Annotated in this window: 23 protein-coding genes and 1 pseudogene; 13 read left to right on the forward strand and 11 right to left on the reverse strand. The window is 68.0% G+C overall.

Annotation, left to right across the window (positions count from 1 at the left end; genetic code table 11):
- Positions 1-102 precede the first annotated feature (102 nt).
- Positions 103-408, reverse strand: a complete 306-nt coding sequence (locus AC1DDO_RS22360; protein ID WP_476869225.1) for a YegP family protein — start codon at positions 406-408, stop codon at positions 103-105.
- Between the two features lie 133 nt (positions 409-541).
- Entirely contained in the window at positions 542-2,335 is a 1,794-nt protein-coding gene (locus tag AC1DDO_RS22365; RefSeq protein ID WP_476869224.1) for a glycoside hydrolase family 15 protein, read from the reverse strand.
- Between the two features lie 216 nt (positions 2,336-2,551).
- Between AC1DDO_RS22365 and AC1DDO_RS22370 the strand changes: the two genes are divergently transcribed.
- Positions 2,552-3,619, forward strand: coding sequence for an App1 family protein (locus tag AC1DDO_RS22370; RefSeq protein ID WP_476869223.1), 1,068 nt, complete (start codon positions 2,552-2,554; stop codon positions 3,617-3,619).
- 7 nt (positions 3,620-3,626) lie between these two features.
- Here the strand turns inward: AC1DDO_RS22370 and AC1DDO_RS22375 are convergent, their stop codons facing one another.
- The gene (locus AC1DDO_RS22375) at positions 3,627-5,150 is read right to left on the reverse strand and encodes a GH1 family beta-glucosidase (RefSeq protein ID WP_476869222.1); all 1,524 of its coding nucleotides are present in this window, start codon (positions 5,148-5,150) and stop codon (positions 3,627-3,629) included.
- A 115-nt stretch (positions 5,151-5,265) separates the two neighbouring features.
- Between AC1DDO_RS22375 and AC1DDO_RS22380 the strand changes: the two genes are divergently transcribed.
- On the forward strand, positions 5,266-5,823 hold the full coding sequence (locus AC1DDO_RS22380) for a TspO/MBR family protein (RefSeq protein ID WP_476869221.1): 558 nt from the start codon (positions 5,266-5,268) through the stop codon (positions 5,821-5,823).
- Positions 5,824-5,860: 37 nt separating this feature from the next.
- Here AC1DDO_RS22380 and AC1DDO_RS22385 read toward each other — a convergent pair whose 3' ends face one another.
- Positions 5,861-6,643 carry a phosphatase PAP2 family protein gene (locus AC1DDO_RS22385; RefSeq protein WP_476869220.1) on the reverse strand — a complete coding sequence of 261 codons (783 nt, stop codon included), beginning with the start codon at positions 6,641-6,643 and terminating at the stop codon, positions 5,861-5,863.
- A 108-nt stretch (positions 6,644-6,751) separates the two neighbouring features.
- On the opposite strand from AC1DDO_RS22385, the gene AC1DDO_RS22390 reads away from it, so the two are divergent.
- Positions 6,752-6,943: a hypothetical protein gene (locus AC1DDO_RS22390; protein WP_476972804.1), complete on the forward strand. Its 192-nt coding sequence runs from the start codon at positions 6,752-6,754 to the stop codon at positions 6,941-6,943.
- A gap of 172 nt (positions 6,944-7,115) precedes the next feature.
- Positions 7,116-7,325, forward strand: a complete 210-nt coding sequence (locus tag AC1DDO_RS22395; protein WP_441411262.1) for a hypothetical protein — start codon at positions 7,116-7,118, stop codon at positions 7,323-7,325.
- A gap of 184 nt (positions 7,326-7,509) precedes the next feature.
- Here AC1DDO_RS22395 and AC1DDO_RS22400 read toward each other — a convergent pair whose 3' ends face one another.
- Both AC1DDO_RS22400 and AC1DDO_RS22405 read right to left on the reverse strand, forming a co-directional pair.
- The gene (locus AC1DDO_RS22400) at positions 7,510-8,541 is read right to left on the reverse strand and encodes an aldo/keto reductase (protein WP_476869219.1); all 1,032 of its coding nucleotides are present in this window, start codon (positions 8,539-8,541) and stop codon (positions 7,510-7,512) included.
- Between the two features lie 19 nt (positions 8,542-8,560).
- Entirely contained in the window at positions 8,561-9,433 is an 873-nt protein-coding gene (locus tag AC1DDO_RS22405; RefSeq protein WP_476869218.1) for an NAD-dependent epimerase/dehydratase family protein, read from the reverse strand.
- A gap of 336 nt (positions 9,434-9,769) precedes the next feature.
- On the opposite strand from AC1DDO_RS22405, the gene AC1DDO_RS22410 reads away from it, so the two are divergent.
- A complete protein-coding gene (locus tag AC1DDO_RS22410) occupies positions 9,770-10,486 on the forward strand; it encodes an SRPBCC family protein (protein ID WP_476869217.1) in 717 nt (238 codons plus the stop codon).
- A gap of 71 nt (positions 10,487-10,557) precedes the next feature.
- Here AC1DDO_RS22410 and AC1DDO_RS22415 read toward each other — a convergent pair whose 3' ends face one another.
- Positions 10,558-11,922 carry a phosphoribosyltransferase family protein gene (locus tag AC1DDO_RS22415; RefSeq protein WP_476869216.1) on the reverse strand — a complete coding sequence of 455 codons (1,365 nt, stop codon included), beginning with the start codon at positions 11,920-11,922 and terminating at the stop codon, positions 10,558-10,560.
- Between the two features lie 147 nt (positions 11,923-12,069).
- Positions 12,070-14,805: a magnesium-translocating P-type ATPase gene (mgtA, locus tag AC1DDO_RS22420; protein ID WP_476972805.1), complete on the reverse strand. Its 2,736-nt coding sequence runs from the start codon at positions 14,803-14,805 to the stop codon at positions 12,070-12,072.
- Between the two features lie 244 nt (positions 14,806-15,049).
- Here mgtA and AC1DDO_RS22425 point away from each other — a divergent pair, with 244 nt between their 5' ends.
- A complete protein-coding gene (locus AC1DDO_RS22425; protein ID WP_476869214.1) occupies positions 15,050-15,784 on the forward strand; it encodes a GAF and ANTAR domain-containing protein in 735 nt (244 codons plus the stop codon).
- A 90-nt stretch (positions 15,785-15,874) separates the two neighbouring features.
- On the opposite strand, the gene AC1DDO_RS22430 is transcribed toward AC1DDO_RS22425, so the two are convergent.
- From AC1DDO_RS22430 to AC1DDO_RS22440, 3 genes and pseudogenes are all read right to left on the reverse strand, one after another.
- Complete coding sequence (locus AC1DDO_RS22430; protein ID WP_476869213.1) at positions 15,875-16,084, reverse strand: hypothetical protein; 210 nt, start codon at positions 16,082-16,084, stop codon at positions 15,875-15,877.
- 105 nt (positions 16,085-16,189) lie between these two features.
- Positions 16,190-16,603 carry a VOC family protein gene (locus tag AC1DDO_RS22435; RefSeq protein ID WP_476869212.1) on the reverse strand — a complete coding sequence of 138 codons (414 nt, stop codon included), beginning with the start codon at positions 16,601-16,603 and terminating at the stop codon, positions 16,190-16,192.
- A gap of 206 nt (positions 16,604-16,809) precedes the next feature.
- Positions 16,810-16,956, reverse strand: a pseudogene (locus tag AC1DDO_RS22440) (DJ-1/PfpI family protein); the annotation flags it as partial.
- 41 nt (positions 16,957-16,997) lie between these two features.
- Here AC1DDO_RS22440 and AC1DDO_RS22445 point away from each other — a divergent pair.
- The 7 genes from AC1DDO_RS22445 to AC1DDO_RS22475 all read left to right on the forward strand — a co-directional run bounded on the left by AC1DDO_RS22445 (position 16,998) and on the right by AC1DDO_RS22475 (position 25,518).
- Positions 16,998-18,872 (forward strand): Na+/H+ antiporter, encoded by a 1,875-nt coding sequence (locus AC1DDO_RS22445; RefSeq protein WP_476972806.1) that lies wholly within the window; start codon positions 16,998-17,000, stop codon positions 18,870-18,872.
- A gap of 133 nt (positions 18,873-19,005) precedes the next feature.
- Positions 19,006-19,248 carry a DUF2630 family protein gene (locus tag AC1DDO_RS22450; RefSeq protein ID WP_476869210.1) on the forward strand — a complete coding sequence of 81 codons (243 nt, stop codon included), beginning with the start codon at positions 19,006-19,008 and terminating at the stop codon, positions 19,246-19,248.
- 31 nt (positions 19,249-19,279) lie between these two features.
- On the forward strand, positions 19,280-20,314 hold the full coding sequence (locus AC1DDO_RS22455; RefSeq protein ID WP_476869209.1) for a CapA family protein: 1,035 nt from the start codon (positions 19,280-19,282) through the stop codon (positions 20,312-20,314).
- Positions 20,315-20,710: 396 nt separating this feature from the next.
- The gene (locus AC1DDO_RS22460; RefSeq protein WP_476869243.1) at positions 20,711-22,057 is read left to right on the forward strand and encodes an ammonium transporter; all 1,347 of its coding nucleotides are present in this window, start codon (positions 20,711-20,713) and stop codon (positions 22,055-22,057) included.
- A 408-nt stretch (positions 22,058-22,465) separates the two neighbouring features.
- Positions 22,466-23,749: a S8 family serine peptidase gene (locus AC1DDO_RS22465; RefSeq protein ID WP_476869208.1), complete on the forward strand. Its 1,284-nt coding sequence runs from the start codon at positions 22,466-22,468 to the stop codon at positions 23,747-23,749.
- 103 nt (positions 23,750-23,852) lie between these two features.
- Positions 23,853-25,268 (forward strand): LssY C-terminal domain-containing protein, encoded by a 1,416-nt coding sequence (locus AC1DDO_RS22470; RefSeq protein ID WP_476869207.1) that lies wholly within the window; start codon positions 23,853-23,855, stop codon positions 25,266-25,268.
- Positions 25,269-25,368: 100 nt separating this feature from the next.
- Positions 25,369-25,518: a hypothetical protein gene (locus AC1DDO_RS22475; protein WP_441411460.1), complete on the forward strand. Its 150-nt coding sequence runs from the start codon at positions 25,369-25,371 to the stop codon at positions 25,516-25,518.
- The last annotated feature ends 107 nt before the right edge of the window (positions 25,519-25,625 follow it).

Consider the following 25,625-nt stretch of genomic DNA (forward strand, 5'->3'; position numbering starts at 1 on the left):
CCAGCGGAAACGGCCCTCCCCGGCGGACCGGTGCCGGCGGCGGAGGGGTACCAGCGGAGGACCGGTGGCAGCGGCGGTCCAAGGTGGGCGATCGGTGGAGGATCAGTGGCGGGCCTGTGCCCGCTTTCCCGCCGCCAGCGGCCCGACCACTGCGGAGTGTGACCGCCCGCTGGCGCGCCGCCCCCTGATCACGCGCGCGGACGAGCCGGGCACGGCGGCCCGCCCATCAGCGCTGCGGTCCCTGATCAGGCCGGTTCCGGCGATCTCGCGCGCCTGGGCGATGCCGGCAACCGCCGCCTTCTTGGTGGGAAACGTGACCGAGACGGCCATCAGCTTTCCTGCCCCGTCCATCATCCGAATGCGGTAGCCGCCGTCGGGCGCGTCCACGAGCTCAAAATATCCCGCCATTGCAAAATCCTCATTCCCTCGTATCCCCCGCCTTGGTATTAGTAAGTGTACTTACTTTGCGGTGGAGGGAAAGTGCTGAAAGTCCCGCCGTCCCCAGGGAACCGCACGCTCCGTGCCCTTGGGGAAGCGCACGCTACCCGCGCGGCGGCGGGGTGTCGCTGCGGCGGACGCCGTCTTCATGCAGTTCCAGCGCGCTCATCACCAGGGCGAAGTGACTGAAGGCCTGCGGCGTGTTGCCCAGCTGCCGGCCGGCCTCGACCTCCCACTCCTCGCTGAGGAGCCCGACGTCGTTGCGCAGCGCCAGCAGGCGTTCGAACAGCTCCCGGGCCTCGTGGCGGCGGCCCGCGCCGATCAGGGCCTCCACCAGCCAGAACGAGCACGCCAGGAACACCCCTTCCTCGCCCGGCAGCCCGTCGTCGCTCTGCGCCGGAAGGTAGCGGCGCAGGAAACCGTCGTGCGTCAGCTCGCGCTGGACAGCGTCGATGGTTCCGATGATGCGCGGATCGTCCGGCGGGAGGAACCCCACCCGGGGCAGCAGCAGCAGGCTCGCATCCAGCTCGGGCCGCCCGTAGGACTGCACGAAGGTGTTGCGTTCGGCGTCGAAGCCGTTGGCCATGACCTCGTCGTGGATCCTGTCACGCAACTCCTCCCACCTGTCCGCCGGTCCGGTCAGGCCGAAGTCCCGGACACCCTTGACCATGCGGTCCGCCGCCACCCACGCCATCACCTTGGAGTGGGTGAAGTGGCGCTGCGGACCGCGCATTTCCCACAGCCCGTTATCCGGCTGGGTCCATGCAGTCTCGAGATGTTCCATGAGTGCCACCTGGACATCCCAGGCGTCGTCGGTGTGCTTGAGGAGCGAGTTCCGGGTCAGGGACAGGCAGTCCAGCACCTCTCCCCAGACGTCGAGCTGCAGCTGGCCGGCGGCGCCGTTTCCGGTGCGGACCGGAGCGGAATTCTCGTAGCCTTTCAGCCACGGCAGTTCGAGCTCCGGCAGCCGGCGTTCGCCATGGAGGCCGTACATGATCTGCAGATCCGCGGGATCACCGGCGACGGCGCGCAGCAGCCAGTCCCGCCACGCGCCGGCCTCCTCCGTGTAGCCCGCCGCCAGCAGCGCTTGCAGGGTGAGGGTGGCGTCGCGCAGCCAACAGAAGCGGTAGTCCCAGTTCCGCGTGCCGCCGATCTCCTCCGGCAGGGATGTCGTCACGGCGGCGACGATGCCCCCCGTGGGCGCGAAGGTCAAGGCTTTGAGGGTGATCAGCGAGCGCTGGACCGCGTCGCGGTGCGGCCCGGTGATCTTGCACTTCGCAGACCAGTCCTGCCAGAACTGCTCGGTGGAGGCAAGGACCGCTTCGGGGTTCACGGTCCGTGGCCGGCGGAGGTGGCTGGGGCTCCAAGTCAGCACGAAGGGCACGCGCTCACCCGCCGAGACCGTGAAGTCGCTGACTGTGTGCATCCGCTCGCCGCGCAGCGGTGCCCGGGTCACCAGATAGACGGCGTCGGGCCCGGCGACGGCGTGGATCCCGCGATCGTCGTGGCGGACCCACGGCACAATGTGGCCATAGTCGAACCGGAGCGCCAGTTCGCCGCGCATCCGCACCGTGCCACGGACTCCGACGACGATCCGCACGATGTCCGCCACTTCGTCGCGCGGTGGCATGAAGTCAATGATCCTGACCTTGCCCTCGGGCAGGTCCCACTCGGTTTCCAGGATAAGTGTGCCCTCGCGGTAGCGTCGCCGCGTGCATTCGCCGCCGCCTTCGGGGGCCAGCAGCCACCGGCCGGCTGCGGGGGTGTCCAGGAGGGCGCTGAAACACGCAGGCGAGTCGAATCGCGGCAGGCACAGCCAGTCGATGGAGCCTTCGGTGCTGATCAGGGCCGCCGTGTGCAGATCCCCGACCATTGCATAATCCTCGATGCGTGCCATGGGACTTACAGTGCCACACCGGGCCGCGGCAGACGAGAACCGGACCGCGGACTCCGACGGCGGCGGCGACGCCTCCGCAACGCCGCCACACTGCGCGGGCGGCCGGGCGAGCCGACACGCCGGTAATCCGGTGTCACGGGCGGCCCCTCCCGCAACGCCGCGGGCGCAGCCGGAGCCCGGCGCTGTGGGAGGGTAGCGCTGTGGGAGAGTGGAGGCATGGAATTGGCGTCACAACCAGCGCAGCACCTGCCCGTGTCCGGCAACAGGGCCCTCAGGCTCGCCCACTTCGTGTCGGACACCGTCAACGGGGTTCGCCTCAGGACGGCCCGGCGCTGGAAGTTCATCCCGCAGACGGTCGCTTACCAGGGGTACGGCTCCACGGAGTGGGTCAGGGTACTGGGCCGCGTGGTCCTCACCAGCAGGCCCGTGCCCGGCAGCAAGGCCGAGCGTGTTGCCCGGAACGGCAACCAGAACTTCCGCGGCTGGCGCGCCTTCACCAGCGTCCCGGTCCAGTTCACCGAGGTGGAAATCCAGATCGGCGGCATCACTACCCGCGTGCGCGCGGACCGCGGCGGCCTGGTGGACACGCTGGTCCACGTGGCCCTGACTCCGGGCTGGCACACGGCCGTGCTGCGGGCTGAAGGCACGGAACCGGTGGAGGCCAAGATTTTCGTGATCTCCCGGGACACCACGCTGGGCATTGTCTCGGACATTGACGACACGATCATGGTCACGGCCCTCCCCCGGCCTTTCCTGGCGCTGTGGAATACCTTCGTCCTAAACGAACGCGCCAGGATGGCGACTCCGGGCATGGCAGTCCTGATGGACCGGCTCAAGGTGGAGCACCCCGAGGCTCCCGTGATCTACCTGTCCACCGGGCCGTGGAACGCGGCGCCCACCCTGGGCCGCTTCATCGCCCGGAACCTCTATCCCTCGGGCGCGCTGCTGCTCACGGACTGGGGACTGACCCACGACCGGTGGTTCCGCAGCGGCCAGGAACACAAACGGCGGAACCTTGAGCTGCTGGCACAGGAGTTCCCGAACATGCGCTGGCTGCTGTTTGGAGACAACGGCCAGCATGATGAAGAGATTTACTCCGGCTTCGCGCAGGAGCACCCTGACCGGGTTGCCGCGATCGGCATCCGCCAGCTTTCGGCCAGCGAGGCCGTCTTCGCCGGCGGCCATTCGGACACCGGAGACCACTCGGAATCCTCGGTCCCGTGGATCTATTCGCCCGACGGCGCCGGACTCGCCAAGGGCCTGCAGGACCTGGACCTGCTCTAGGCCGGAACTACGGCAGTTCCGACGGCGGCGCCGGGCGGGACTGTCCGACGTCGTCGCCGTCCTTCTGCCCGGCGGCGGCGCCCGCCGCCGCGCTCCGGGCCGCGATCACTTCCTGGAGCCAGTAGTAGGAGGCCTTCGGAGTGCGGACCTGGGTGTCGAAATCGACGTGCACCAGACCGAACGGTTGCTTGTAGCCGGCGGACCACTCGAAGTTGTCCATCAGGGACCACACGTAGTAGCCGCGAAGGTCCACGGACTCGGCGGCACCGCCGGGTTGTGTCGCTTCCACGGCCGTGCCGATGTGGTCCGCGAGGTAGCGCAGGCGCCGCTCATCCGGAACCATCCGACCGTCAGCCCCGGACCCCTGGACCACGACGTCCTCGAAACTGGCCCCGCCCTCGGTGATGTAGACCGGCGGCAGGTCCGGATAGCGCTCGGCCATCTCGGCCAGCGCGACGGACATGTACTCGGGCTTGACGGGCCAGCCGTAGGCCGTGGTCTCGGTATCCGGGAACGACTCGATGTGCAACGGAGCGCCCGGGGTCCCGCTAAGGTCGTCCCCCATGGCCTCGGCCATGCCCGGCGGCACGGCTCCCTCACCCCTACCGGCCCCGACGCGGGTGGGCATGTAATAGTTCAGGCCGTAGAAATCCAAGGGCTGCGAGATCAGCTCCATGTCCTCGTCGGAGGGGCCGAAGGAGGATGAAAAGAACGTGGCGGCCCTGATGATGTCCGGATACTTGCCGAGCAGCACGGGATCCGCGTAGAGCCGGTTCTGCGCCACGTCCATGAGTCCGGCGCTGACCTTGTCCAGGGGGTTGGCGGTGGCCGGAACCATTGGCGAGTAGACGTTGGTGAGGCCGATTTCCCCGCGTACGTTGGCGGCACGCAGCGCCTGGAGCGCCAGGCCGTGGCCCAGCAGCTGGTGGTGCACACTGGGGAGCGCCTTGAGCATGAGTGCTTCGCCGGGCGCGTGCATGCCCAGGACGTAACCGTTGGTGGTGACCGTGGCGGGCTCGTTGACGGTCACCCAGCGGCTAACGCGGTCCCCGAAGGCAGCCGCGGCGATGGCGGCGAACTCCCCCAGCCGGTAAGCCGTGTCCCGGTTCATCCAGCCGCCGGCCTGCTCCAGGGGCAGTGGGGTGTCCCAGTGGTAGAGGGTGGCCATGGGGGAAATGCCGCTGGCGAGCAACAGGTCGATCAGCCTGTCGTAGAAGTCCAGTCCGGCACGGTTCACGGGCCCGCTGCCGCCGGGCTGGATCCTCGGCCAGGACAGCGAAAACCGGTAGGAATCGATCCCCAGTTCCTTCATCAGCGCCACATCCGCTGGCATCCGGTGATAGTGGTCGCAGGAGACGGCCGGGCTCTGGTCCTCCACGATCGAACCCGGTTTCGCGGCAAACACGTCCCACCCGGAGGGGCCACGGCCGTCTTCGTCGAGCGCGCCTTCGATCTGGAAGGCCGACGTTGCCACACCAAGGGTGAAGCCGGGCGGAAGGAGGGAAGCCAGATCCTTGGCGGAAGCGTTCATCGACGGGACCTCTATGTAGTTTCAGCAGTGGTGGACTGATCTTAGGCTTCCCCCGGGGCGGGCGCCACGACCCGGGCAGTTTGACGGACGCGACGCCGTTAGCCACTGTTGAGCGGTGCACCTGAAAACTCAACAAAGTGTCAGCCGCCGGCCGCTGCGGGCAGGAGCGCCCGGCGCGGCCCGCCAGGCGCTGGTCCTGATCTGCTTCCTGGCGGTTTCCCATGGCGTGTCCTACATGGCCTCGCGGGCCATCATCGGCAACGCCGGCGGCTGGTACGCGGCGGCGGACACGGCCCCCTGGACCCCGCCGGGCTGGGCGTTCGGAACGGTCTGGACGGTGCTTTATACAACCATGGCCGTGGCGGCGTGGCTCGTCTGGCGCCGGGGAACGGGACTTCTCTCCGCGTCCAGCCGGGGCGCAATGGCCCTCTACGGCATCGTGCTGCTCGTGAACCTGGCGTGGGCGCCCCTGTTCTTCGGCATGTACCCCATGATCGGCTCGGCGGCCCTCTGGCTGGCCCTGGTGGTTATCGCCGCCCACGCCGTGGCGGCTGGCGCCGCCGCTGTCCGCTTTGGCATCATCAGCCGGGCAGCGGGCCTGCTCATGATGCCGTACGTGTCGTGGGTTGTGTTCTCGTGCAGCCTGAACGTCTACGCCGCCGCCAGCAACTGACCGGGCCGGGCCCGAGCCGGCCAGCCCCCGTCGGCGCTTAGTCCTGGCCGGCGTCGGCGGCTGACAGCGTCCCGGTGACCTGTTCGCCCGGGATCCGGGCTGTCCGCCACGTATCCAGCGCAATGACACCGCCAAGGACCACGAGGGAGATCGAGAAGGCGCCCAGGGCATCGGTCAGCCAGTGGTAGCCCAGGTAGAGGCGGCTGACGGCGGCGAAGAACATGCCGATCCCCGCCACGATGAAAGCGACGACGGCGGCCATGGGGTTCTTCCGGCGCGAAAAGACCAGGTACGTGGTGACCAGCAGGAAATCGCAGGCGCCCAGGACGTGGCCGGAGGGAAAGGAGAAGGTGGTGTCGGCCCCAAAGAGCATCAGCTCTATGGGCGGACGTTGGCGTTCGACGATGTGGCCGATGACCTGCGCCAGGATCACCCCGGTCAGCATGGCGCCGGCCAGGAGCATCGGCCGCCAGGCATGCTTGGCAAGCAGGCCCCAGGCCACGGTCACTACGAGAACTATGATCGGCAGGCCGATGGGGCCGAAGATGATCGCCAGGATGATCATGATGGTGGTGGCAGGTTCCCCGCGCAGGGTCAGGAGCCAGGACCGCGTGGGCTCGTCCGCCGCCGAGAGGCCGCCGTGCTGGAGCACGCCGGCCAGGATGACCGCGAACAGCACAGCGCCCGTGATCATCAGGGCGACGGCGGTGCGGTAGAGATTGCGGCGTGCCGCCGGGCTCATGAACCGCTCCTCCACGACGAACTTTTCGTGGAAGGCCCGCCAGCGGCCTTGTGGTTTTCCTGTTTGAGCCTGTGCCATGTCGCCGTGCCGCCTTTGCTCCGTGTTGTGGATGGTCTCCGCTGACGATTATCCCCTCTATTCGCCGCGGAAGCAGGCAGGGGCGCCGCCGAAAGCATCCGAGCGTGAATGGAGTCCGGGCATCAGGCGGAGGGCAGTTCGGCCGTGTTTTCCCACCGGGTGGCCACGACCGTCCGAACGGACCGGTGCGGTGCCCGGGCGGCCAGCGACGAACGCGAAACCATCGTCTTCGCCCGGACTCCGGACGGCCGCATCCTCAGTGTCCATGAGCACCTCTCCGCCTGCCCGACGGAAGTTTAGGGCCGAAGGTCCCGGATCGACAGGAAGCGCAGGTCAGCAGCCCACATGCCGGCGGAACCGAATTTCCCCATCGAAAGTTGATCCTTTAACGATTTGACGCATGAATAAATATGACGTTACTGTTCCTGAATCCATTGGGGCCGACTAGAAGTACTCCAAGAAAGACAGAGCGATGACCACCATTACCGAGTCCATTGAGATCCAGGTCGACAGCCGGAACGTCCTCGACGAACGGCTTAACGACGCCGTCCGCGGCCTCCAGCAGATCGCCATGGCCACTGGAACCCACGGCATCCTGCTCACACGGCACAAGCCGGGCCACTACACGGCGGCCCTCTCCGAGCAGGTTCCCTTCGGCATGACCCGCGAGCTCGTTCACTGAGCCGGATCTTCCGCAACACCACAATGCGGGGTCACTTCCCGCCCGTCCACACCACCTGGACCGGCGCGATTGGCCCCGCGTTGTCTTGCTAACGCGTTGTCTTGCTAACGCGTTGTCTTGCTAACGCGTTGTCTTGCTAACGCGTTGTCTTGCTAACGCATTGTCTGGCTAGCGCATTGTCCGGTTAACGGCCGCCCTCGAGTTTCCGGCTGCGCTGCTCCTGGGCCATGGGCCCGTACGGATAGACGCCGACGCGCGGACGGCTGACCTCGGTCAGGCGCTCCGTCTCGCCCGCGGTGAGCGTGAGATCCGCTGCCGCGAGATTGTCCGCCAGCTGACCTGTGCTGCGGGCGCCCAGGATCACCGAGGTGACGGCGGGCCGGTCCGCGAGCCAGGCCAGCGCCACCTGGGCCGGGCTTACGCCGTGCCGCCCGGCGGTTTCCTCCACCTCGGCAATCACCTCCCAGGTGCGCGGATCGGCGTTCCGGGCCTCCCAGGCTTCCATCCCGCGCTTCGGATTTTCGCCAAGGCGGGTGGCCCCGGCGGGCGGTTCGTCGCGCTTGTACTTGCCGGAGAGCCACCCTCCGCCCAGCGGGGACCAGGGCAGCAGTCCGATTCCGGCGTCGAGCGAGGCCGGAACCACTTCCGATTCGATGTCGCGGACCAGCAGGCTGTACTGCGGCTGCAGGGTCACCGGGGCGCTCCAGCCATGGGCCTTGGCCACATGGACAGCCTTGGTCAACTGCCAGCCCAGGAAGTTGGAGAAGCCGTAGTAGGCGATCTTTCCGCCAGTGACGGCGTCGTGCAGGAACCGGAGGGTCTCTTCGAGGGGAGTTACGGGATCCCATGCGTGCAGCTGGTAGAGATCGATCTGCTCGACGCCGAGCCGGCGCAGCGAGTCATCCAGCGCCCGGACAAGGTGCCGGCGGGAGGTCCCGACGTCGTTGGGGGCCTGGCCCATCGGGAAGCGGCCCTTCGTGGCCACCACAGCCCGGTCCCGGACCTCTGCCCGGTCGGCCAGCCACCGGCCGATGATTTCCTCCGACACCCCGGAGCTGTAGACGTCGGCTGTGTCAATGAAGTTGCCTCCCGCCGCGAAGTAGTCATCCAGGATGGCCCGGGACTGCTCCTCGGTGGCCTCGGCGCCGAAGGTCATGGTGCCCAGCGCAAAGCTGGAGACGACGGCGCCGCTGTTGCCCAGGGTGCGGTATTGCATGGGACTCCTCAGGTTGGGGTCAGTCTTCCGTGGGCGTGGTGCGCAACGAGTGGTAGGTCCGCCAGCTGTGCTCGGGCGCGTAGCCCAGCAGCCGCTTGGCCTTGTCGATCGACAGCATGGTCTCGTGCTCGCCAAGGTCCTTGACCACCGTGACGTTGGGGAACACCTCGGCGGCGAGGCTGGCGCTGGAGCGGCTCATCACGGTGTCCTCGTTGGCGATGATGAACGCCTCGAAGCCCGGCTTGGCGTGCTCCAGGGCCCGGGCCACGGCCTGCGCGCCGTCCCGGCCATCAATGTAGCCCCAGAGGTTCCACTTGCGCATTGTGGCGTCGTGGTCGAAGGACGGGAACTCCTCATAGTCCTCCGGGTCCATCACATTGGAGAACCTCAGGCCGGTGATGCTCAGCTCCGGGTCCCAGCGCGTCAGCTGGATGGCCATCTGCTCCTCCAGGTGCTTGACCAGGGAGTAAGTGCTTTCCGGCCGTGCCGGGTAGTCCTCGTCCACCGGGATGTAAGGCGGGTCGACGTCGAACGGCAGCCCCAGCACAGTCTCACTGGAGGCGTAGACGATCTTCTTGATCCCGGCCCGACGGGCGGCCTGGAACACGTTGTAAGTGGAGAGCATGTTGTTCTCGAACGTGGCGGCGTCCGGGGCAATCCCCGGCGCCGGAATCGCGGCCAGATGCACCACGGCGTCAAAGCCGGCGTGGCGGTCGTCCAGGCCAAGGATCACATCCACCACTTGGCCATAGATGCGCAGGTCCACCTGCGTGAACGCGCGGCCACGCGCGCCCGTCCGGTCCAGGTTGGTCACGTCGTGCCCGTCGTCGCTGAGGCGCCGCACGACGCTTCGTCCCAGCTTTCCGCTTCCTCCGGTAACAGCAACTTTCATCAGGTACTCCTCGGGTGGCAGGCTCTGCTGACCGTCATGGTCCGGCAAATGGTCCGGCACCTGGTCCGGTGCCGGCAGTCACCGTTCCACCCTATGGGGAGGCGGGCGCGGTGCCCAGCCCCTCGCGTTCCATCTTCCGGCCAGCCCGGATCCGCCCGGCGGTCGACGGCGGTCGACAGCGGCCGGACGCCGTGCCGCCGTCGGGGGCCCGCGTGACTTTCGGCCCTAGGCAGTTCCCGGACCAGGCGGGAGGCTGGGGGCCATGAACGGTGACCAGCGCGATGTTGCCGGCGCGGACCGGCATCATCCCTGCCACCAGGTCCACCGGACCGCCGAATGAACCACCCCGGAACTCCGCCGGCAACCCGGCCGGCCAAGCACGCCCCCGGCCAGATGCGCGGACCGCTCGCGGCGCTTGTTGCCGCAGCTGCCGGGGCCGCTTACGTCCTGGCGCTGCGTCCACGGCTCCTGCGCTGGGGTGCCACCACCCAGGAGGCCGCCGGGCCGCTCGCCGGGGACGAGATGGTTCCGGGCCCGCGCATGCAGACCACCCGCGCGGTGACCATTGCGGCGCCGGCTTCAGAAGTGTGGCCCTGGCTGGTCCAGTTGGGCGCCGGGCGCGGCGGCTTCTACTCCTACGACTGGCTGGAAAACGCCGCGGGCCTGGGCATCCGGAGTGCCGACAGGATTCGCCCCGAGCTGCAGCACCTGGTGGTAGGCGACATCATTCCGTTGTCCCCCGACGGCGGCCTGCCGGTCAGGCTCCTCGAGGCCGAGGTTGTGCTGGGGCTGGGCGGATCCTTCGATTTGCGCACGGGGAAGATGTCGCCGGCCGGAATGCGTCCAACCGGGCCCCGGCTGGACGTCGGCTGGACGTTGGTGCTGCGGCCCGCAGGGCCCCGGGCCACCAGGCTCTTGTCCCGCACGCGGTACGACTATTCGCCCGTGGCCGAGGGAGTGGCCCTGCGCACGCTGCTGGAACCGGCGCAGTTCCTGATGGAGCGGCGGATGCTCCTGGGTATCCGCTCCAGGGCAGAGGGCCGCCGGCGTTAGGGCGCTGGGCTCGTAGGCGCCTGGGGTTGCCCTCCCCGGCTGCCCTCAGCGGTTGCCCTCCCCGGTTGCCCTCAGACACCCGCGGCCCGCGGGCTGGGAGTGCCCAGGGGCAGCAGGTAGTCGACAAACCAGTCCCGGGCCAGGATGGCCGCCGCCGCGAGCGTGCCAGGTTCTTCAAACAGGTGCGTGGCCCCCTGCACGACCGCGAGCTGGCTGGGGCAGCGCATCATGGCCTTCGCCCGCCGGTTGAGCTCCAGGACCTCGTGATCCAGGCTGCCCACGATCAGGAGCGTTGGCGCACTCACGGCGGACAAACGCGGGCCGGCGAGGTCGGGGCGTCCGCCGCGCGACACAACAGCCGAGATCCGCGCTGACGGCTCCGACGCCGCCCACAACGCGGCCCCGGCGCCCGTGCTCGCGCCGAAGTAGCCCACGGCGCACGCGGCAGTGTCTGCCCGGGTGGACAGCCAGTCCGTTGCCGAGGACAGCCTGCGGGCCAGGAGCTCGATGTCGAAGACGTTGGCGCGGTTGCGCTCCTCCGCGGTGGTCAGCAAGTCCAGCAGCAGCGTGCCGAGCCCGGCCTGCTGCAGGACACCGGCCACATACCGGTTCCGGGGGCTGTGGCGGCTGCTTCCGCTGCCGTGGGCGAACAGCACCACGGCCCGGGCCGGCACGGGAAGGTGCAGCTGGGCCTGGAGCCGCATCGCGCGGGACGGGATCTCCACTTCCTCGTCGACGTCGGCAGCGGCGTCGGCGCGGGCACCCGCCGCGGTCCGGAATGGCGACGGCGCGGTCTCGAGGCGTTTGGCCGCCAGGTCGAGCAGGCGGATCACTTCGTCGTCATCCGTCGGCGAGAAATCCCGGTAGTGGTAGCCGACGGCGGTGAACTGGCGCGGCGTGGCCAGGCACACGACTTCATCCGGCTCGCTCAGGTTGGCGAGGGTCTCCGCCGGGGCAACCGGAACGGCCAGGATCACCCGTGCCGCCCCCTGTTTGCGGGCGACCCGGCAGGCAGCCCGGGCGGTGGACCCGGTGGCGATCCCGTCGTCGACGATCACCGCCACGCGTCCGGTCAGGTCGTGCCGCGTCCGGCCCTTCCGGAACAGGACCACCCGGTTTTCCAGCGTGGCTCGTTCGTGCTCCTCGACGGCCTGCAGTTCCTGTGCGGTGACCCGCGAATGGGCCAGGACCTGCTCGTCCAAGACTTTCGCGCCGCCCTCACCGATCGCCCCCATGGCGAGCTCGGGCTGGTAGGGAAGCCCAAGTTTCCGCACCACGATCACATCCAGGGGAGCATCCAGGGCGGCGGCGACCTCAAAGGCGACCGGCACCCCGCCGCGCGGCAGGCCGAGGACCACGATGTCCTGGCCACGCAGTTCCGCAAGACGCCGGCCGAGCTGCCTGCCGGCGTCGACCCTGTCTTCAAAGATGCTCATGGGTTATGGCTTTCCAGTCGAGGCGTCGGCCATCGGCCATCAGTCGGGTGCTGAACTGGCGCGCTCCTGCAGGCTCCCCACGCCCGGAATGGACCAGATGGCCGCTCCCTCCAACTATCCGCCTGCCGCCGAAGCGCAGTGAGGGCCTTAATGCCCGATTTTGCGCCAGCGGCGCCTTCCCGGGCCGCGGTTGAGGCGCCAGCGGCGCCTTCCCGGGCCCCGGTTGACGAGCAGCGGCGTGGCCGCGGGGATGCTGAAGCGGGCGGCCCGCCGGGCAATGCGGTGGGTCCGGCCGCGGTGCCTGAGCGCGGCCGGCCGGGGTGGGCGCGGCTGCTGTGCGGCGCGCGTGTAGAACCAGACTTTCGCCAGTTCCACCAGCACCAGGTACACCACTGCCATCCCGAGCAACGCGAGGAAGAACGGGACCGGCAGCGGGTCGAAGCCCAGCACGCCGGCCAGGGGCGAGAACGGCAGGTACACCCCGATTGCCACCACGCCCACGGAGGCACATACGAGGCCCGCCGACGGCCTGCTCCGGAAAAAGGGTACGCGCCGGGTCCTGATGACGAAGATGATCAGCGTCTGCGTGACGATCGACTCGATGAACCAGCCGGCCCGGAATTCGCCGGGAACCGCGTCGAAGACGAAGAGCATGAGTGCGAAGGTCGCGAAGTCGAAGATGGAGCTGATGGGGCCGAACAGGAACATGAAACGGCGGATGAAGCCGATGTCCCAGTGCGACGGCGCCACCAACTGTTCCTTGTCCACCCGGTCGCCCGGAATGGCCAGCTGGCCGGCATCGTAGAGCAGGTTGTTGAGCAGGATCTGGCCCGGCAGCATGGGCAGGAAACTCAACAGCACGGAGGCCGTGGCCGCGCTGAACATGTTGCCGAAGTTGCTGGACGTGCCCATCAGAACGTATTTGATGGTGTTGGCGAAGATCCGCCGGCCTTCCATGACGCCCTCGGCCAGGACCCCCAGGTCCTTGTCGAGCAGCACGACGTCGGCGGCGTCCTTGGCGACGTCGGTGGCGCTGTCGACCGAGATGCCAATGTCTGCGGCGTGCAGGGCCAGGGCGTCGTTGACGCCGTCGCCCATGAACCCGACGGCACCGCCGCTTTGCCGCAGCAGCCTGATGACCCGGGCCTTCTGCTCGGGCGAAACGCGTGCAAAGATGCTGGCCTCCCGGGCCGCCGCGGCCAGCTCGGGATCGGACATGGCCTCCACCGCGGCGCCGCTGAGCGTACCGCCGGAGAGGACACCGAGTTCGTCGCAGACCTTTTCGGCGACCCTGGCGTTGTCTCCGGTGGCGATCTTGACCATGATGCCGAGCGCCTCAAGCTGGTCCAGGGAGGCCCGCGCGCTGACTTTGGGCCGGTCCAGGAAGATGAGGAATCCGGCCAGGACCAGGTCCTTCTCCTCTGACGGCGTCAGGTCCTCCAGCCCGTCCGCGGGCCGGGTTCCGACGGCCACCACCCGGGATCCGGCGTCGAATTGCTTGTCCAGCATCGCCTGCACGTCCGCCGGCGTGCCCACGCAGAGGGCCAGGACATCCTCCGGCGAGCCTTTCGTGATGATGCGGGCAGGGCCGCCGGCTTCGCGCACCAACACGCTGGTCCGGCGCCGCTGGTGGTCGAAGTCAAGGACGTCCAGGCGTTCGTACCGTTCCGGCCGGAAGGCCGCGGCGCCGGAGGACTCCCACAGGGCCGCATCCAGCGGGTTCAGGCCCACGGTGGAGAGCCTCGCCTCGGCGTAGTCCGCCTCCGTGGCCAGCAGCCCGAGCGTGAGCAGTTCGGCGGGCGGGACGCCGGGGCCGGCGGGCAGCGCGCCGCTGAAACTGATCCGGCCCTCGGTCAGCGTCCCCGTCTTGTCCGTGACCAGGATGTCCATGTCGCCCAAGTCCTCGATGCAGACCAGGCGCTTCACGAGGACCTTGCGCCGCGCCAGCTGCCGGGTGCCAGTGGCCAGGCTGGTGCTGACCACCGCGGGCAGCAGTTGCGGGGTGATGCCGACCGCGATCGCCAGGGAGAACAGCAGCGATTCGATCGGGGGCCGGTGCAGCAGCAGGTTCGCGACGAAGATCAGCGACGTCAGCCCGATGGCCACCTGCAACAGCAGAAAGGAGAAGCGTTTCAACCCCAGCTGGAACTCGGTCTGCGGCTGGCGCTCACCCAGGCCCAGTGCGATCCGGCCGAATTCCGCCCGGCCTCCGGTGGCGACCACCACCGCGGTGCAGCTGCCGGACTGGATCACGGTCCCCATGAAGAGGCAGCTGCTCAGCTCCGCCAGCGGCGCATCCTGCGGTACCGGCGCCGCGTCCTTGGCGACTGCCAGCGATTCCCCGGTCAGAATACTTTCATCGCACACGAGATCCTTCGCCGTCAGCACCCGCATGTCGGCCGGAATGATCGCGCCGATCCCGAGGCGGACGACGTCGCCGGGCACCAGCGCGGTGACGTTGATTTCACCTGGTCTTCCGTCGCGGACGACGACGGCGCGGTGCGTGACGCGCGAATGCAAGGCCTCCGCTGCGCGTTCGGCCCGAAATTCGTTGCTGAACCCCAGCCCCACGCTGACCAGCAGGATCACGCCGATGACGATCGCATTCGTGGCGTCCCCGAGGAACAGGGATAGCCCCGCGGTGATGAGCAGAAGGATCAGGATGGGGCTGGCCAACTGCCGGCCCAGCACCGACCACCCGCTGGCCATGTGGGTCCGCACCGCATTCGGCCCCAGTTCCGTGAGGCGCTTGGACGCTTCGGCACCGGTCAGTCCGTTCTCGCCCGAGCCCAGCTCTCCCAGTACGGTGGCAACTGGCCGGCCCGCGGCGCGGGAGATCGCCAGTGGGGCGGAGTGAGAGTCCTTGACATCGAGGTCTGGCATGCGGAATCCGTTCACGACATTTCGCCTAAGGCACAGCCTATGCCCGGGACGAACGGGTCAGCAGCCTCTGGATCCGGGCCCGGTATGTGGAACCGCATTTTCGGGATGTATATACTCTCTCGGTACGGTTTTGCAGCGAGCCGTTGGATTGTTCTTCGATCCGGCCGCTGCCGTATCCGCCCCTTGCCGCGGTGGGAAGCGCCGCCGGGTCGTCTTGACCTGAGTGAAACGGCACAACAGACAAGTGGTCAGCGAGTCAACCGCAAATTCAATAAACCAGCAGCTGCATGAACTGGTGCTCAGCAGCTCCGACGTCGAGGACTTCCTCGGCGGGCTCGCGCGGGTGTCCGCGCGCAGCCTCTCCGAGCCGGGAGACGAGATCCTCTGCGGCATCACGCTCCTGCGGCAGCGTAAGGCGGCCACCGTCGCCAGCAGCAGCCCCGCCGCGCAGGCAATGGACGAAATCCAGTACACCTTCGGCGACGGCCCATGCATGACGGCGTCCCGGGAACAGGAAACGGTCTACGTTGAGGACCTGGAGCTCGATGGTCGCTGGCCGCAGTACGCCGCGACGGTGCGTGGACACGGCTTCCGGTCCATCCTGGCGCTGCCGTTCCTGCTCGAAGGCGAAACCCGCGCCGCCTTGAACCTGTATTCGCACCGGCCGGGCCGATTCGATGACCGTGCCACGGAACTGGCCCGTGAGTTTGTCCACCAGACAACCATGGCCCTGCGGCTCGCGGTCCGGTTCGCGCACAGCAGCGAGACGGCCGCCAACCTCAAGGCCAGCCTGGAAACCCGAACCGCGATCGACGTTGCCGTCGGCATCATCATGGCGCAGAACCGCTGCAGCCAGGTGGAGGCGTTTGAGCTCCTGAAGTCGGCGTCAAGCGCCCGGAACATCAAGCTCCACGCCGTCGCGGCCGGAGTGGTCGAGTCGCTCGGCCAGGGCCCTACCCGGACCCACTTCGAGGTCTAGCCCGGTCCCGGACCAGCCAGTGCGGCCAGGACCGGGCTAGACACCCGATCCGCACGGGACCTTCCCGGCCAGGATCGGGTGTTCAGGTGTTCAGGTGTCCCGCTTGTCCCGCTCTTCGAACTCCTCATCGAGGTCATAGTGCCGGAATTCCGTCTCCGGATTCGGCTCCCCCTCCGATACGTACTCATAATCCAGCTGGCGCTGGACTTGGCTGTCGAGGACCTGAAGATCCTTGTCCGCAACCTTGGTGAGGTCCTCGGGGAATTCATCGTCCGGAGTGAGGTGCAGCTTCTCGGTCATTACATGCCTCTCTGGGCCAGGCGGACGGACTCGAGCCTGCACTGTCCTGGCTGGATTCAGGATAGCTCTAACCGGCGCGGGTCGGGCCTCCGGCGTCGGCCTTTCCTAGGCGGGCTCGGAACCGACGTTCACCAGCCAGTCCACGCCGAACTTGTCCTTGCACATGCCGAAGATGTCGCCCCAGGGTGCCTTCTCGAGCGGCATCGCGACGGTGCCGCCGTCGGCCAGCTTGTCGAAGTAGCCGCGGAGTTCGGCTTCGTCGGCCCCGCTGAGGGACACGGAGAAGTTGTTGCCTGGGGTGTAGTCCATGCTGTTGGGTGTGTCCGCTCCCATGAGCACCATGCCGCCGTCCGTCCTGAGCTGGGCGTGCATGATCTTTTCCTGCTCGGCCGGGTCTTCGCTGGCGTGGTACTCGGCGAAGGTACTCATGGTCAGTTCCCCGCCGAATACGGTCTGGTAGAAGGTCATGGCATCTTTCGCGGTGTCGCGGAACCCGAGGTAGGGATTGAGGGTGGTCATGTCCGAAATCTCCTTGCTGCTTGGGGGCGCCGGCCGGGCGGCAACGACGACGGTGCACGTACACGGCATATCCTGCCGCATAACCGGCAGCGTGGGTAGGTGCCCGGCGGAAGTTCAAAACAAAAGAAGACAAAGCAACAAATGAACCAGCCGGAGGCATCCGACGGCGGCCGGTACCGCCGTCGGATGCTTGCGTGGGGACGCGGCTACGCGGTCTGTCCCGCGTGATCGCCTCCGGCGATTTCCGCCACGAGTTTGGCGTTGAAGGCGGGGAGGTCGCGCGGGCTGCGGCTGGTCACCAGGCCCTGGTCCACCACCACTTGCTGGTCGGTCCAGATCGCGCCGGCGACGCGGGGGTCTCCGGCGACGGACCCGAAGCTGTCAGAATAGGCCAATGGAAGTCGCTTTCGGGCTGCTGGCCCTGGTCGCCGTTGTGTGCGCCTGCAGCGCGCTCGGGCACAAAATCAACGTGTCAGTCCCACTCCTGCTGGTGCTGGCCGGCGTCGGATGTTCCTTCCTCCCCTTCGTCCCGACCATCGAGCTGAACCCCGAGCTCGTGCTGGTCGGGCTGCTGCCGCCGCTGCTCTACGCGGCGGCCCTGCAGACCTCGCTGTTCGATTTCGGTTCCAACCGCCGCGCCATCGGCCTGCTGTCGGTGGGCTATGTCATCTTCGGCACCGTCTGCATCGGGTTGGTGGTCGCCTGGCTGTTCCCCGAGATCCCGCTGGCGGCGGCCATGGCCCTGGGCGCCGTCGTCGCACCGCCGGATGCCGTGGCTGCGACCGCCATCGCGCGAAAGGTGGGCATGCCCCGGCGGATTGTCACCATCCTGGAAGGCGAGTCGCTGGTCAACGACGCCACGGCGCTGGTCTGCCTGCGCGCTGCCATCGCGGCCATCGCCGGAACGGTGTCCGCCGCGGAGATCGCCGGCGGCTTCGTCCTGGCTGCCGGCGGCGGCCTGGTGGTGGGCATTGCAGCGGCCTTCGTGCTCACCGCGCTCCGCAAACGGATCCGCAACGTCTCCATCAACACCTCCATATCCCTGATCGCCCCGCTCGTGGCCTACCTTCCGGCGGAAGCGATCCACGCTTCAGGCGTACTGGCCGTCGTCGTCACCGGGCTGATCATGGGGACCAAGGCGCCGTCCATGCCGAACGGGGCCGCACGGCTGAGCCAGCGCAGCAACTGGCACACGGTCCAGTTCCTGCTGGAAAATTCTGTGTTCCTCCTGATCGGGCTGCAGGTCCGCACCATCATCGAGGGCGTCCGGGACGACTCGCTGGGCCCGGAACGGATCTGGCTCGGCTGCGCCGCGGTGCTGCTGGCCGTGCTGGTCCTGCGCCCGGTCTGGGTCTTCCCCGCAACGTACCTGCCGAGGCTCATTCCCGCGGTCGGGCGCAAGGATCCCCGGCCGTCCTGGAAAGTTCCGGTGATTGTCTCCTGGGCCGGCATGCGCGGCGTGGTGACCCTTGCCGCCGTCCTGGTCCTGCCGGCAGCGTTGGAGCACCGGTCCGTCCTGATCCTCATGGCCCTCGTGGTGGTGGCCGGCACGCTGATTCTGCAGGGCCTGACACTCCCGGCCCTGGTCCGGCTGCTGCGCCTGAAGGGACCGGACGCGCGCGAGGACGCGCTCAACGAGGCGTCGCTCATGCAGATGGCGACGGCGGCGGGCGTGCAGCGGCTCCAGGAACTGCGCTCGGACGCCGACCCCCCGGAGGTTGTGGCGATGCTGAAGCGGCGCACTCAGGAGCGCGGGCTTGCCGCGTGGGAGCGGCTGGGACGGCCCATCGCGGAATCGGTCACCCCCAGCCAGCGCTACGCCCAGCTGCGGCTGGCGATGCTGGACGCCGAGCGCGCCAAGGTCCTCGAGCTGCGGCGCGGCGGCGGATACGCGCACGAGGTCCTGCTTAACGTCCTTGACCGCCTCGATGTCGAAGAGTCCATGCTGGACGCCACACTGGAAGAACCAGACGCTGACGGCGGCAGCGGCGGCGAGGGGATCGCCCGCCCCCGCGGCGTGTGCCCGCACCTGGAATCGGCCCCGGCCCCGGCCGTTCCGGCCGATCCCTTCTGCGCCGCGTGCGTGCGGGAAGGGACGACGACGGTTCACCTGCGGATGTGCGCGCAGTGCGGCAACGTGGCCTGCTGCGATTCCTCGTCCGGAACCCATGCCTACAAACACTTCAAAGCCAGCGGCCACCCCGTCATGCGCAGCATCGAGCCGGACGAGGACTGGCGCTGGTGTTACCCGGACGAACTCCTTGGCTAGGCCAAGACCCTAGGCCAAGGTGTGCCGCAGGCGGGTGTGCCGCGGGAACCCCTGTTCAGGGCCCCTCCCCCTCCGTAGGCTGGGAAGGGACCTGCGGAGGGGGACCGCCGCCGTCGGACGAAAAGAGGACACCGTGGACAACCAGGACATCCTGGAGCGCATCAAGGAACTCGTGGCGGAAGAGCACAACCTCCGCGAAGGCTCCGCCCCGGCCGGGACGGGAGCCCCCAATGTCCTGAGGCTGCAGCAGGTGGAGGAACAGCTGGATCAGTGCTGGGACCTGCTCCGCCAGCGGCGCGCCAAAAAGGACTACGGAGAGAACCCCGACGAGGCGGAGGTGCGGCCGGTCAGCGAGGTCGAGGGCTACCAAAGCTAGCCCCGGCCATGACCTGACGGACCGGCTGGCCATGCGGATTGCGCTGCTGGGAGACGTCATGCTGGGCCGCCTGGTGAACATGCACCTGGCAACGGCCGGGCCGACCTACCCGTGGGGAGATACGCTGGAGGTCCTCCGGCAGGCGGACCTCCGCATCGCCAACCTCGAATGCGTCCTGGCGTCCGGCGGCGAGCCCGAGCCCGGCAAGGTCTTCACTTTCCGCTCCGACCCGAAGAATGTCGCCAGCCTCCTCGCGGCTGGGATCGACGTCGTCTCGCTCGCCAACAATCACGTCCTGGATTACGGCCAGGATGCGTTCCGGGAAATGCTCCCGGTACTGGATGGCCGCGGCATCCTGCATGCCGGAGCCGGCCTTGACTTGGACGCGGCCCGAAGGCCGGCCGTGCGGCGCGTGGGCACCACCGCCGTCGGCGTCATTGCCTTCACTGACAACGAGCCCGACTGGGAGGCCGGCCCCACGGCCCCGGGAGTCCACTACGTTCCCGTGGAGTATGTTCCACTGAAGGGCTTTCCCGCGAACGACGGCGGTGGCCGGGGCGGTGCCGCCCGATTGGACGATCTGCTGGACCTGGTCCGGCGGACCAAGTCCCGGGTCCAACTGCTGATCGTCTCGGCCCATTGGGGAGGCAATTGGGGTTACGACGTCCCGGCCCGGCACCGGGATCTCGCCCGGGACCTGATCGACGCCGGCGCCGACGTCGTCTTCGGCCACTCCCCGCATGTCTTCCGCGGCGTCGGGATCCACCGGAACCGGCCCATCATCTTCAGCGCCGGGGACTTCATAGACGACTACGCCGTGGACCCGGCAGAGCGCAATGACCAGTCCTTCGTGTTCGTGCTCGATACCGACGGCGGCGAACCCCGAATGCTGCGGCTGCATCCCACGGTCATCACCGGGTTCCAGGCCCGGCTGGCGCGCGGGGCGGGGCCCGATATTGCCGCCCGGATGCAGCGGCTGAGCCGGCACCTCGGCACGCCCACTGGCTGGAACGCGGCCGGCCGCTGCCTGGAGATTCCGCTCGAGCGGGCCAGCGGACCGGGCTGACCGCGGCCCCTGCCCGCCAGTGGGTGCACTCTCGCGCCAGCGGGAGGACCCTCCGCTAGCGCACAGTGACGCCAATATTCCTTCGCGGCGGCGCCTCACTGCCGTCCGGCACAGCATTCTCCTGCAGCCCCCGCCGTTCCGCCCTTCGCGGCGCCAGCGCCCAGTACGGGACAAGGCGTCCGCAAGAGACACCGTTTACATGCCTGAAACATGCCGGTCACGCGAACTTCACGCCGCCGCGATTCCTGTAACGTGCCTGCAACTTTCCGCCCCACTGCCGGAAACATGGCTCCGCGAGGATTAAATCCGGATCGGGGGGCCGGTGGCGACGTGTCCCGGCAAAGGAAGACTGACGAGAAGGGACCCCCGGTGGAACTCACTGCTGGAAGCGTCTGGATGATCATTTCGGCGGCGCTCGTTCTGCTGATGACCCCGGCTCTTGGCCTCTTTTACGGCGGCATGACCCGGGCCAAGGCCTCACTGAACATGATGATGATGAGCTTCGTCTCCGTCGGGATCGTCGGCGTGGTGTGGGTCCTCTGGGGTTACTCGATGACTACCGGGCAGGGCGTCCTGGGCGTCTTCGGCAACCCGTTCGCCAGTTTCGGCCTGAGCAACGTCATCGGCTCGCCCGACCTGATCAAGGCCGGCTACAGCGCCACCTTTGCCATCCTCACCGTGGCCCTCATCAGCGGCGCCATCGCGGACCGCGCGAAATTCACTTCCTGGGCCCTGTTCGTTCCCATCTGGATCACCCTCGTCTACTGCCCGCTGGCCTTCATGGTCTGGGGCGGCGGCCTCATGAGCGCCGGCGGTGCCGTGAGTGCCGTCTTCGGCCAGGTCATCGACTTCGCCGGCGGCACCGTCGTGGAAATCGCCTCCGGCACTGCGGCGCTGGTACTGGTCCTGATCCTGGGCAACCGGCACGGCTTCGGCAAGGACCCCGGCCACCGTCCGCACAACATCCCCTTCATCATGCTCGGTGCGGGCATCCTGTGGTTCGGCTGGTTCGGCTTCAACGCCGGCGCCGCCACCACCGTGGAACAGGCCGGCCTGATCTGGGTGAACACCCTGGCCGCTCCCGCCGCGGCCATGATCAGCTGGCTCGTGGTGGAAAAGGTCCGCCACGGCCACCCCACCTCCCTGGGTGCGGCGTCCGGCGCCGTTGCCGGCCTGGTGGCGATCACGCCGTCGTGCGCCAACATCAGCCCCCTCGCCGCGCTGGGCCTGGGCTTCGTGGCCGGTGCGGCCTGTGCGGTGTTCGTGGACCTGAAGTTCAAGTTCGGCTTCGATGACTCGCTCGACGTCGTCGGCGTCCACCTTGGCGGCGGCCTGATCGGAACCCTGGCGCTGGGCTTCATCGCCCTGCCGGTGGACGGCGCGGGCGGCGGCCTGCTCTACGGCGGCGGGCTCCACCAGGTCATTGCGCAGACCGTGGCCGTGCTCATCACGGTGGCGGTGTCCGGCCTCGGGACCGCCGTGATCGGTCTCGCCATCCACAAGACGCTCGGGTTCCGGGTCAGCCGCGAGGACGAACTCGCCGGAGTGGACCGGTCCGAGCACGCCGAGACCGCCTATGCCTTTGCTGAACTCGGTTTCAGCCGGTTCAACCCATTCGGCCACCACGTCAACACGTCACACGCCGGACACCCCGTGCGCGCCGCGGCGTCGGCCCACGCGGCTGGCCGGGGACCGACGAGCGCGCCGACCCCGGCACGCGTGAAGGAAGACAGCCTGGTCTGAGGCCGCGGGTTTCCCAACTGGCTCGCAGCAGGGGCCGCTTTGAGCGCTCATAACGGCCCCTGCTGCGAGTCAGTTGGGCAGGAGCCGCAGTCCTGAGGGCTTACGGGCCGCCGTGACCGCGGCCGGCTCGGACCGGGGGCTGCACAAGTTTTTTCAAAGGGCCCGGGTATAAGACACGGCCGGAGGCTTAAGATATGGGCGGGGGGCACTCGAATTAGCGAACTCGCTTAATGGGAGGCCACGATGTTCAGCCAAGCCAGCCGCAAGGCGTCAAACCCGCAGCTAACATCGGTGGCGCGGGTCCCGCGCAGACACCGGCGAAGCACCCTTCCCAGACGGGGCAGGCTCCCCCTTCGGCGTGCGCTGGCCTCGCTGAGTGTCCTTGCGCTGGTTTCCGGCTTTTCCCTGGTGGCGGCCGCCCCCTCGTCGGCGGCTGAAACGGGGCAAAGCTACATTGTGGTGCTCAAGGACGGCGTCGTGGACGCCGGGGCGGCGGCGGCCGCCCAGCAAAGCGCCTATGGATTCACGGCATCCAAGGTCTACCGCAACGCCGTGAACGGCTACTCTGCCACCCTGACGGCGGCGCAGGCGAAACGCCTTCAGGCCGACCCCAACGTCGATTTCGTCACTGCGGGCCGGACCTTCCAGCAGCCGCGGGATCTGGGATCCGCGGCCAGCCAGGAGACGCCGTTCTGGCGGGAGCGGATCGCCGGAACGGACTCAGACGTCCGGAAGGCGCTCGACAAGGGGCCTTCGCGGATCAACGTCAACGTCGCCGTGATCGATAGCGGCATCGATGCCACCCACCCGGACCTGAACGTCAAGGGCGGCGTTGACTGCCAGTCCGGCTCACCGGTGGACGTGACACCCATTGACGTACTGGGGCACGGAACATTTGTCGCGGGTGTCATCGGCGCCAAGAACAACCGTCTGGGCGTCATCGGGACAGCCCCCGGAACCCCGCTGTGGTCCGTACGGGTGGTTGACGACAACGGCCTGATCTCCGAGCAGAGCCTGATCTGCGCCATCGACTGGGTGACGTCCACACAGAAGGACGATGACCCGAACAACGACATCGCGGTGGCCAACATCAGCATCGCGGGCGGCGCCGCGGACACGCCTAACTGCGGCAAGGGCACGGACCCGATGCACTACGCCATCTGCCGCTCAGTCCGCGCCGGTGTCACCTACGCTGTCGCGGCCGGCAACGCCGGTGAGGACTTCGCGAACACAGTGCCCGCCACCTACGACCAGGTGCTGACCGCCACCGCCATGGGCGACTTCGACGGGAAGCCCGGCGGCCTCGCCGCCCCAACCTGCGGCACCACGGATTTTTCGAAGTACGGACAAAAGGATGACGATCCGGCATTCTTCTCTAACTTCGCCACCACGAGCGACGACAAGGCCCACACGGTCTCCGGCCCCGGCGAGTGCATCCTCTCCACCGTTCCCGGGGGCGGGTACGGCATCAACCACGGCACCAGCTTCGCCAGCCCGGCCGTGGCAGGGTCCGTGGCCCTGTGCATCAGCCAGAAGGCCTGCACGGGATCAGCCGAGCACGTCATGGAACAGTACTTGTCCCTGACGAAGGGATACACCAAGCGCCACCACGACTACGGATTCGAAGGCGATCCCGTCCACCCCATCAGCTCGAAGTACTACGGCTACCTGACCCAGACAACCAGCTTCTGAGGACCAGCAAGGACGACCCGGCCGCGAGAGACCTGCGGCCGGGTCAACCTTTGGGGCTTCATCTTTCGAGCCAACTGCCGCCGGTGCGCGTAACATGACGGCCATGACCAAGGCCGCGGTTGAGGTCACCGCCCCCGCCGACGCGGTGCCGTACTCCCTGCTGGACACCATCTTCTTCGTAGTGGGTGGCGTCGCGGCCGTGTGGCTGACCTCGCTGCTGTTAGAACTGAGCTTCCAATGGGGCTGGGGACAGGTCTGGTTCATCTTCGTCTTCTGGGCCCTGCTCGCCTATCTGGTGCTCCCCCGGCTGCACAGAATCCTGACCCGGCTCTACGTACCCGACTACTTCATCGGCCGGGCGCGCACCAGCGACGGGCTTCTCGGCGATCCCGTGAACGTGGCCCTGCTGGGATCCGGGCCGCAGGTGCACGGCGTCATGCAGGCCGCGGGCTGGACGCTGGCCGATGACGTGACACTGGCCAGCAGCCGGAGGATCGTCTCCTCCACGCTGCTGCACCGCAGCTACCTCGAGGCCCCGGTGAGTCCCCTGTTCCTGTTCGGCCGCCAACAGGATTTTGCCTATCAGCAGGAAGTTGATGGCACCCCGGGCAAGCGGCACCACGTCCGTTTCTGGCGCTGTCCGCCCGGCTGGCTGCTCCCCGGCGGTCTGGCCGTGGACTGGTTGGCTGCCGGCACGTATGACCGCAGCGTCGGGCTGTCCCTTTTTACCCTGCAGATCACCCACAAGATCGCTCAGAACACCGACGCCGAACGCGACCACGTGGTCGAAGCCATCACCCAGGCAGACCCCACGGCCGAACTCCGCGTGATCCGTGACTTTTCGACCGGCTATCACGCACGCAACGGCGGAGGCGACACCATCACCACCGACGGCGACCTCCCGATCGTGGATCTCAGGCAGACCGCCGCGGCTCCGGCGGCCTTACCTCCAACGGACACTTCTCCAAGCGACACTTCTCCAACTGAAACTTCTCCAACTGAAACTTCTCCGGGCGGCAGGCTTCCGGGCGACAGCCGGAACAGGCGCCCGGCGCCCACCATCATCGGGGCAATCTTCGTCGCCGCCCGCGCGGCGGCGGCAGTCCTGCTCGCCATCTCGACGGTGGCCTTCCGGGACGCGCACGTGGGATCCCTGGTGCGGCCCGCAACCGGCCCGGGAATCACGGAGGCCCAGGCTGAAGTGGCCGTCAGCATCGCAACGGTGCTGGTCCTGGTCTTTGCCCTGGCCTACGTCCTGCTGGCCTGGTTTGTGTTCCTCGGCCGGAACTGGGCCCGGACACTGGCCATGGCGCTCAGCACGGGCGCCATCTGCATCCAGGCCTTCGACGTCCTCCACGGCGGTCCCGACATCACGCTGGTGTCCAATCTGCCCGGCCTGACGCTGGACATCCTGCTGCTTCTGGCACTCTCCAGCAAACGGGCGCGCGACTATGCCCTGCGCCCCCGCAAGGAACCCAAAAGGGATTCCAGCCGCCCGGCCGGCCGGGCACCGCTCTGACACCGCACGGATCCGGAAGGCCTTGACAGCCCTGTGACTGCGGGAGCTAGATGATCAATAGTCGACAATCCACCGCAGGATTCGCAGCAGAGGAGCGGACATGAGCCAGGACTCACAGGCGCCGGAACGCGCCCACAGCGAGACCCCCGCCGAGGGCGACGCAACGGCTGAACCCTTTGACGACCGGGCCCATTCCCAGGATGCGGCAGAAGGCCCGGATATCGACGACGAACCGGGGACCACGGCCTAAAGCTTCGCCCACGCCCGAGTTCGCTGGAAACCTGCGAGTTCGCCGGAACTCGCAGGTTTCCGGCTACTAGGCAGGCCAGTGGGCTGACGGCCCCGGGCGCACACCCG

It is taken from the genome of Arthrobacter sp. 10N43 (assembly GCF_056394525.1).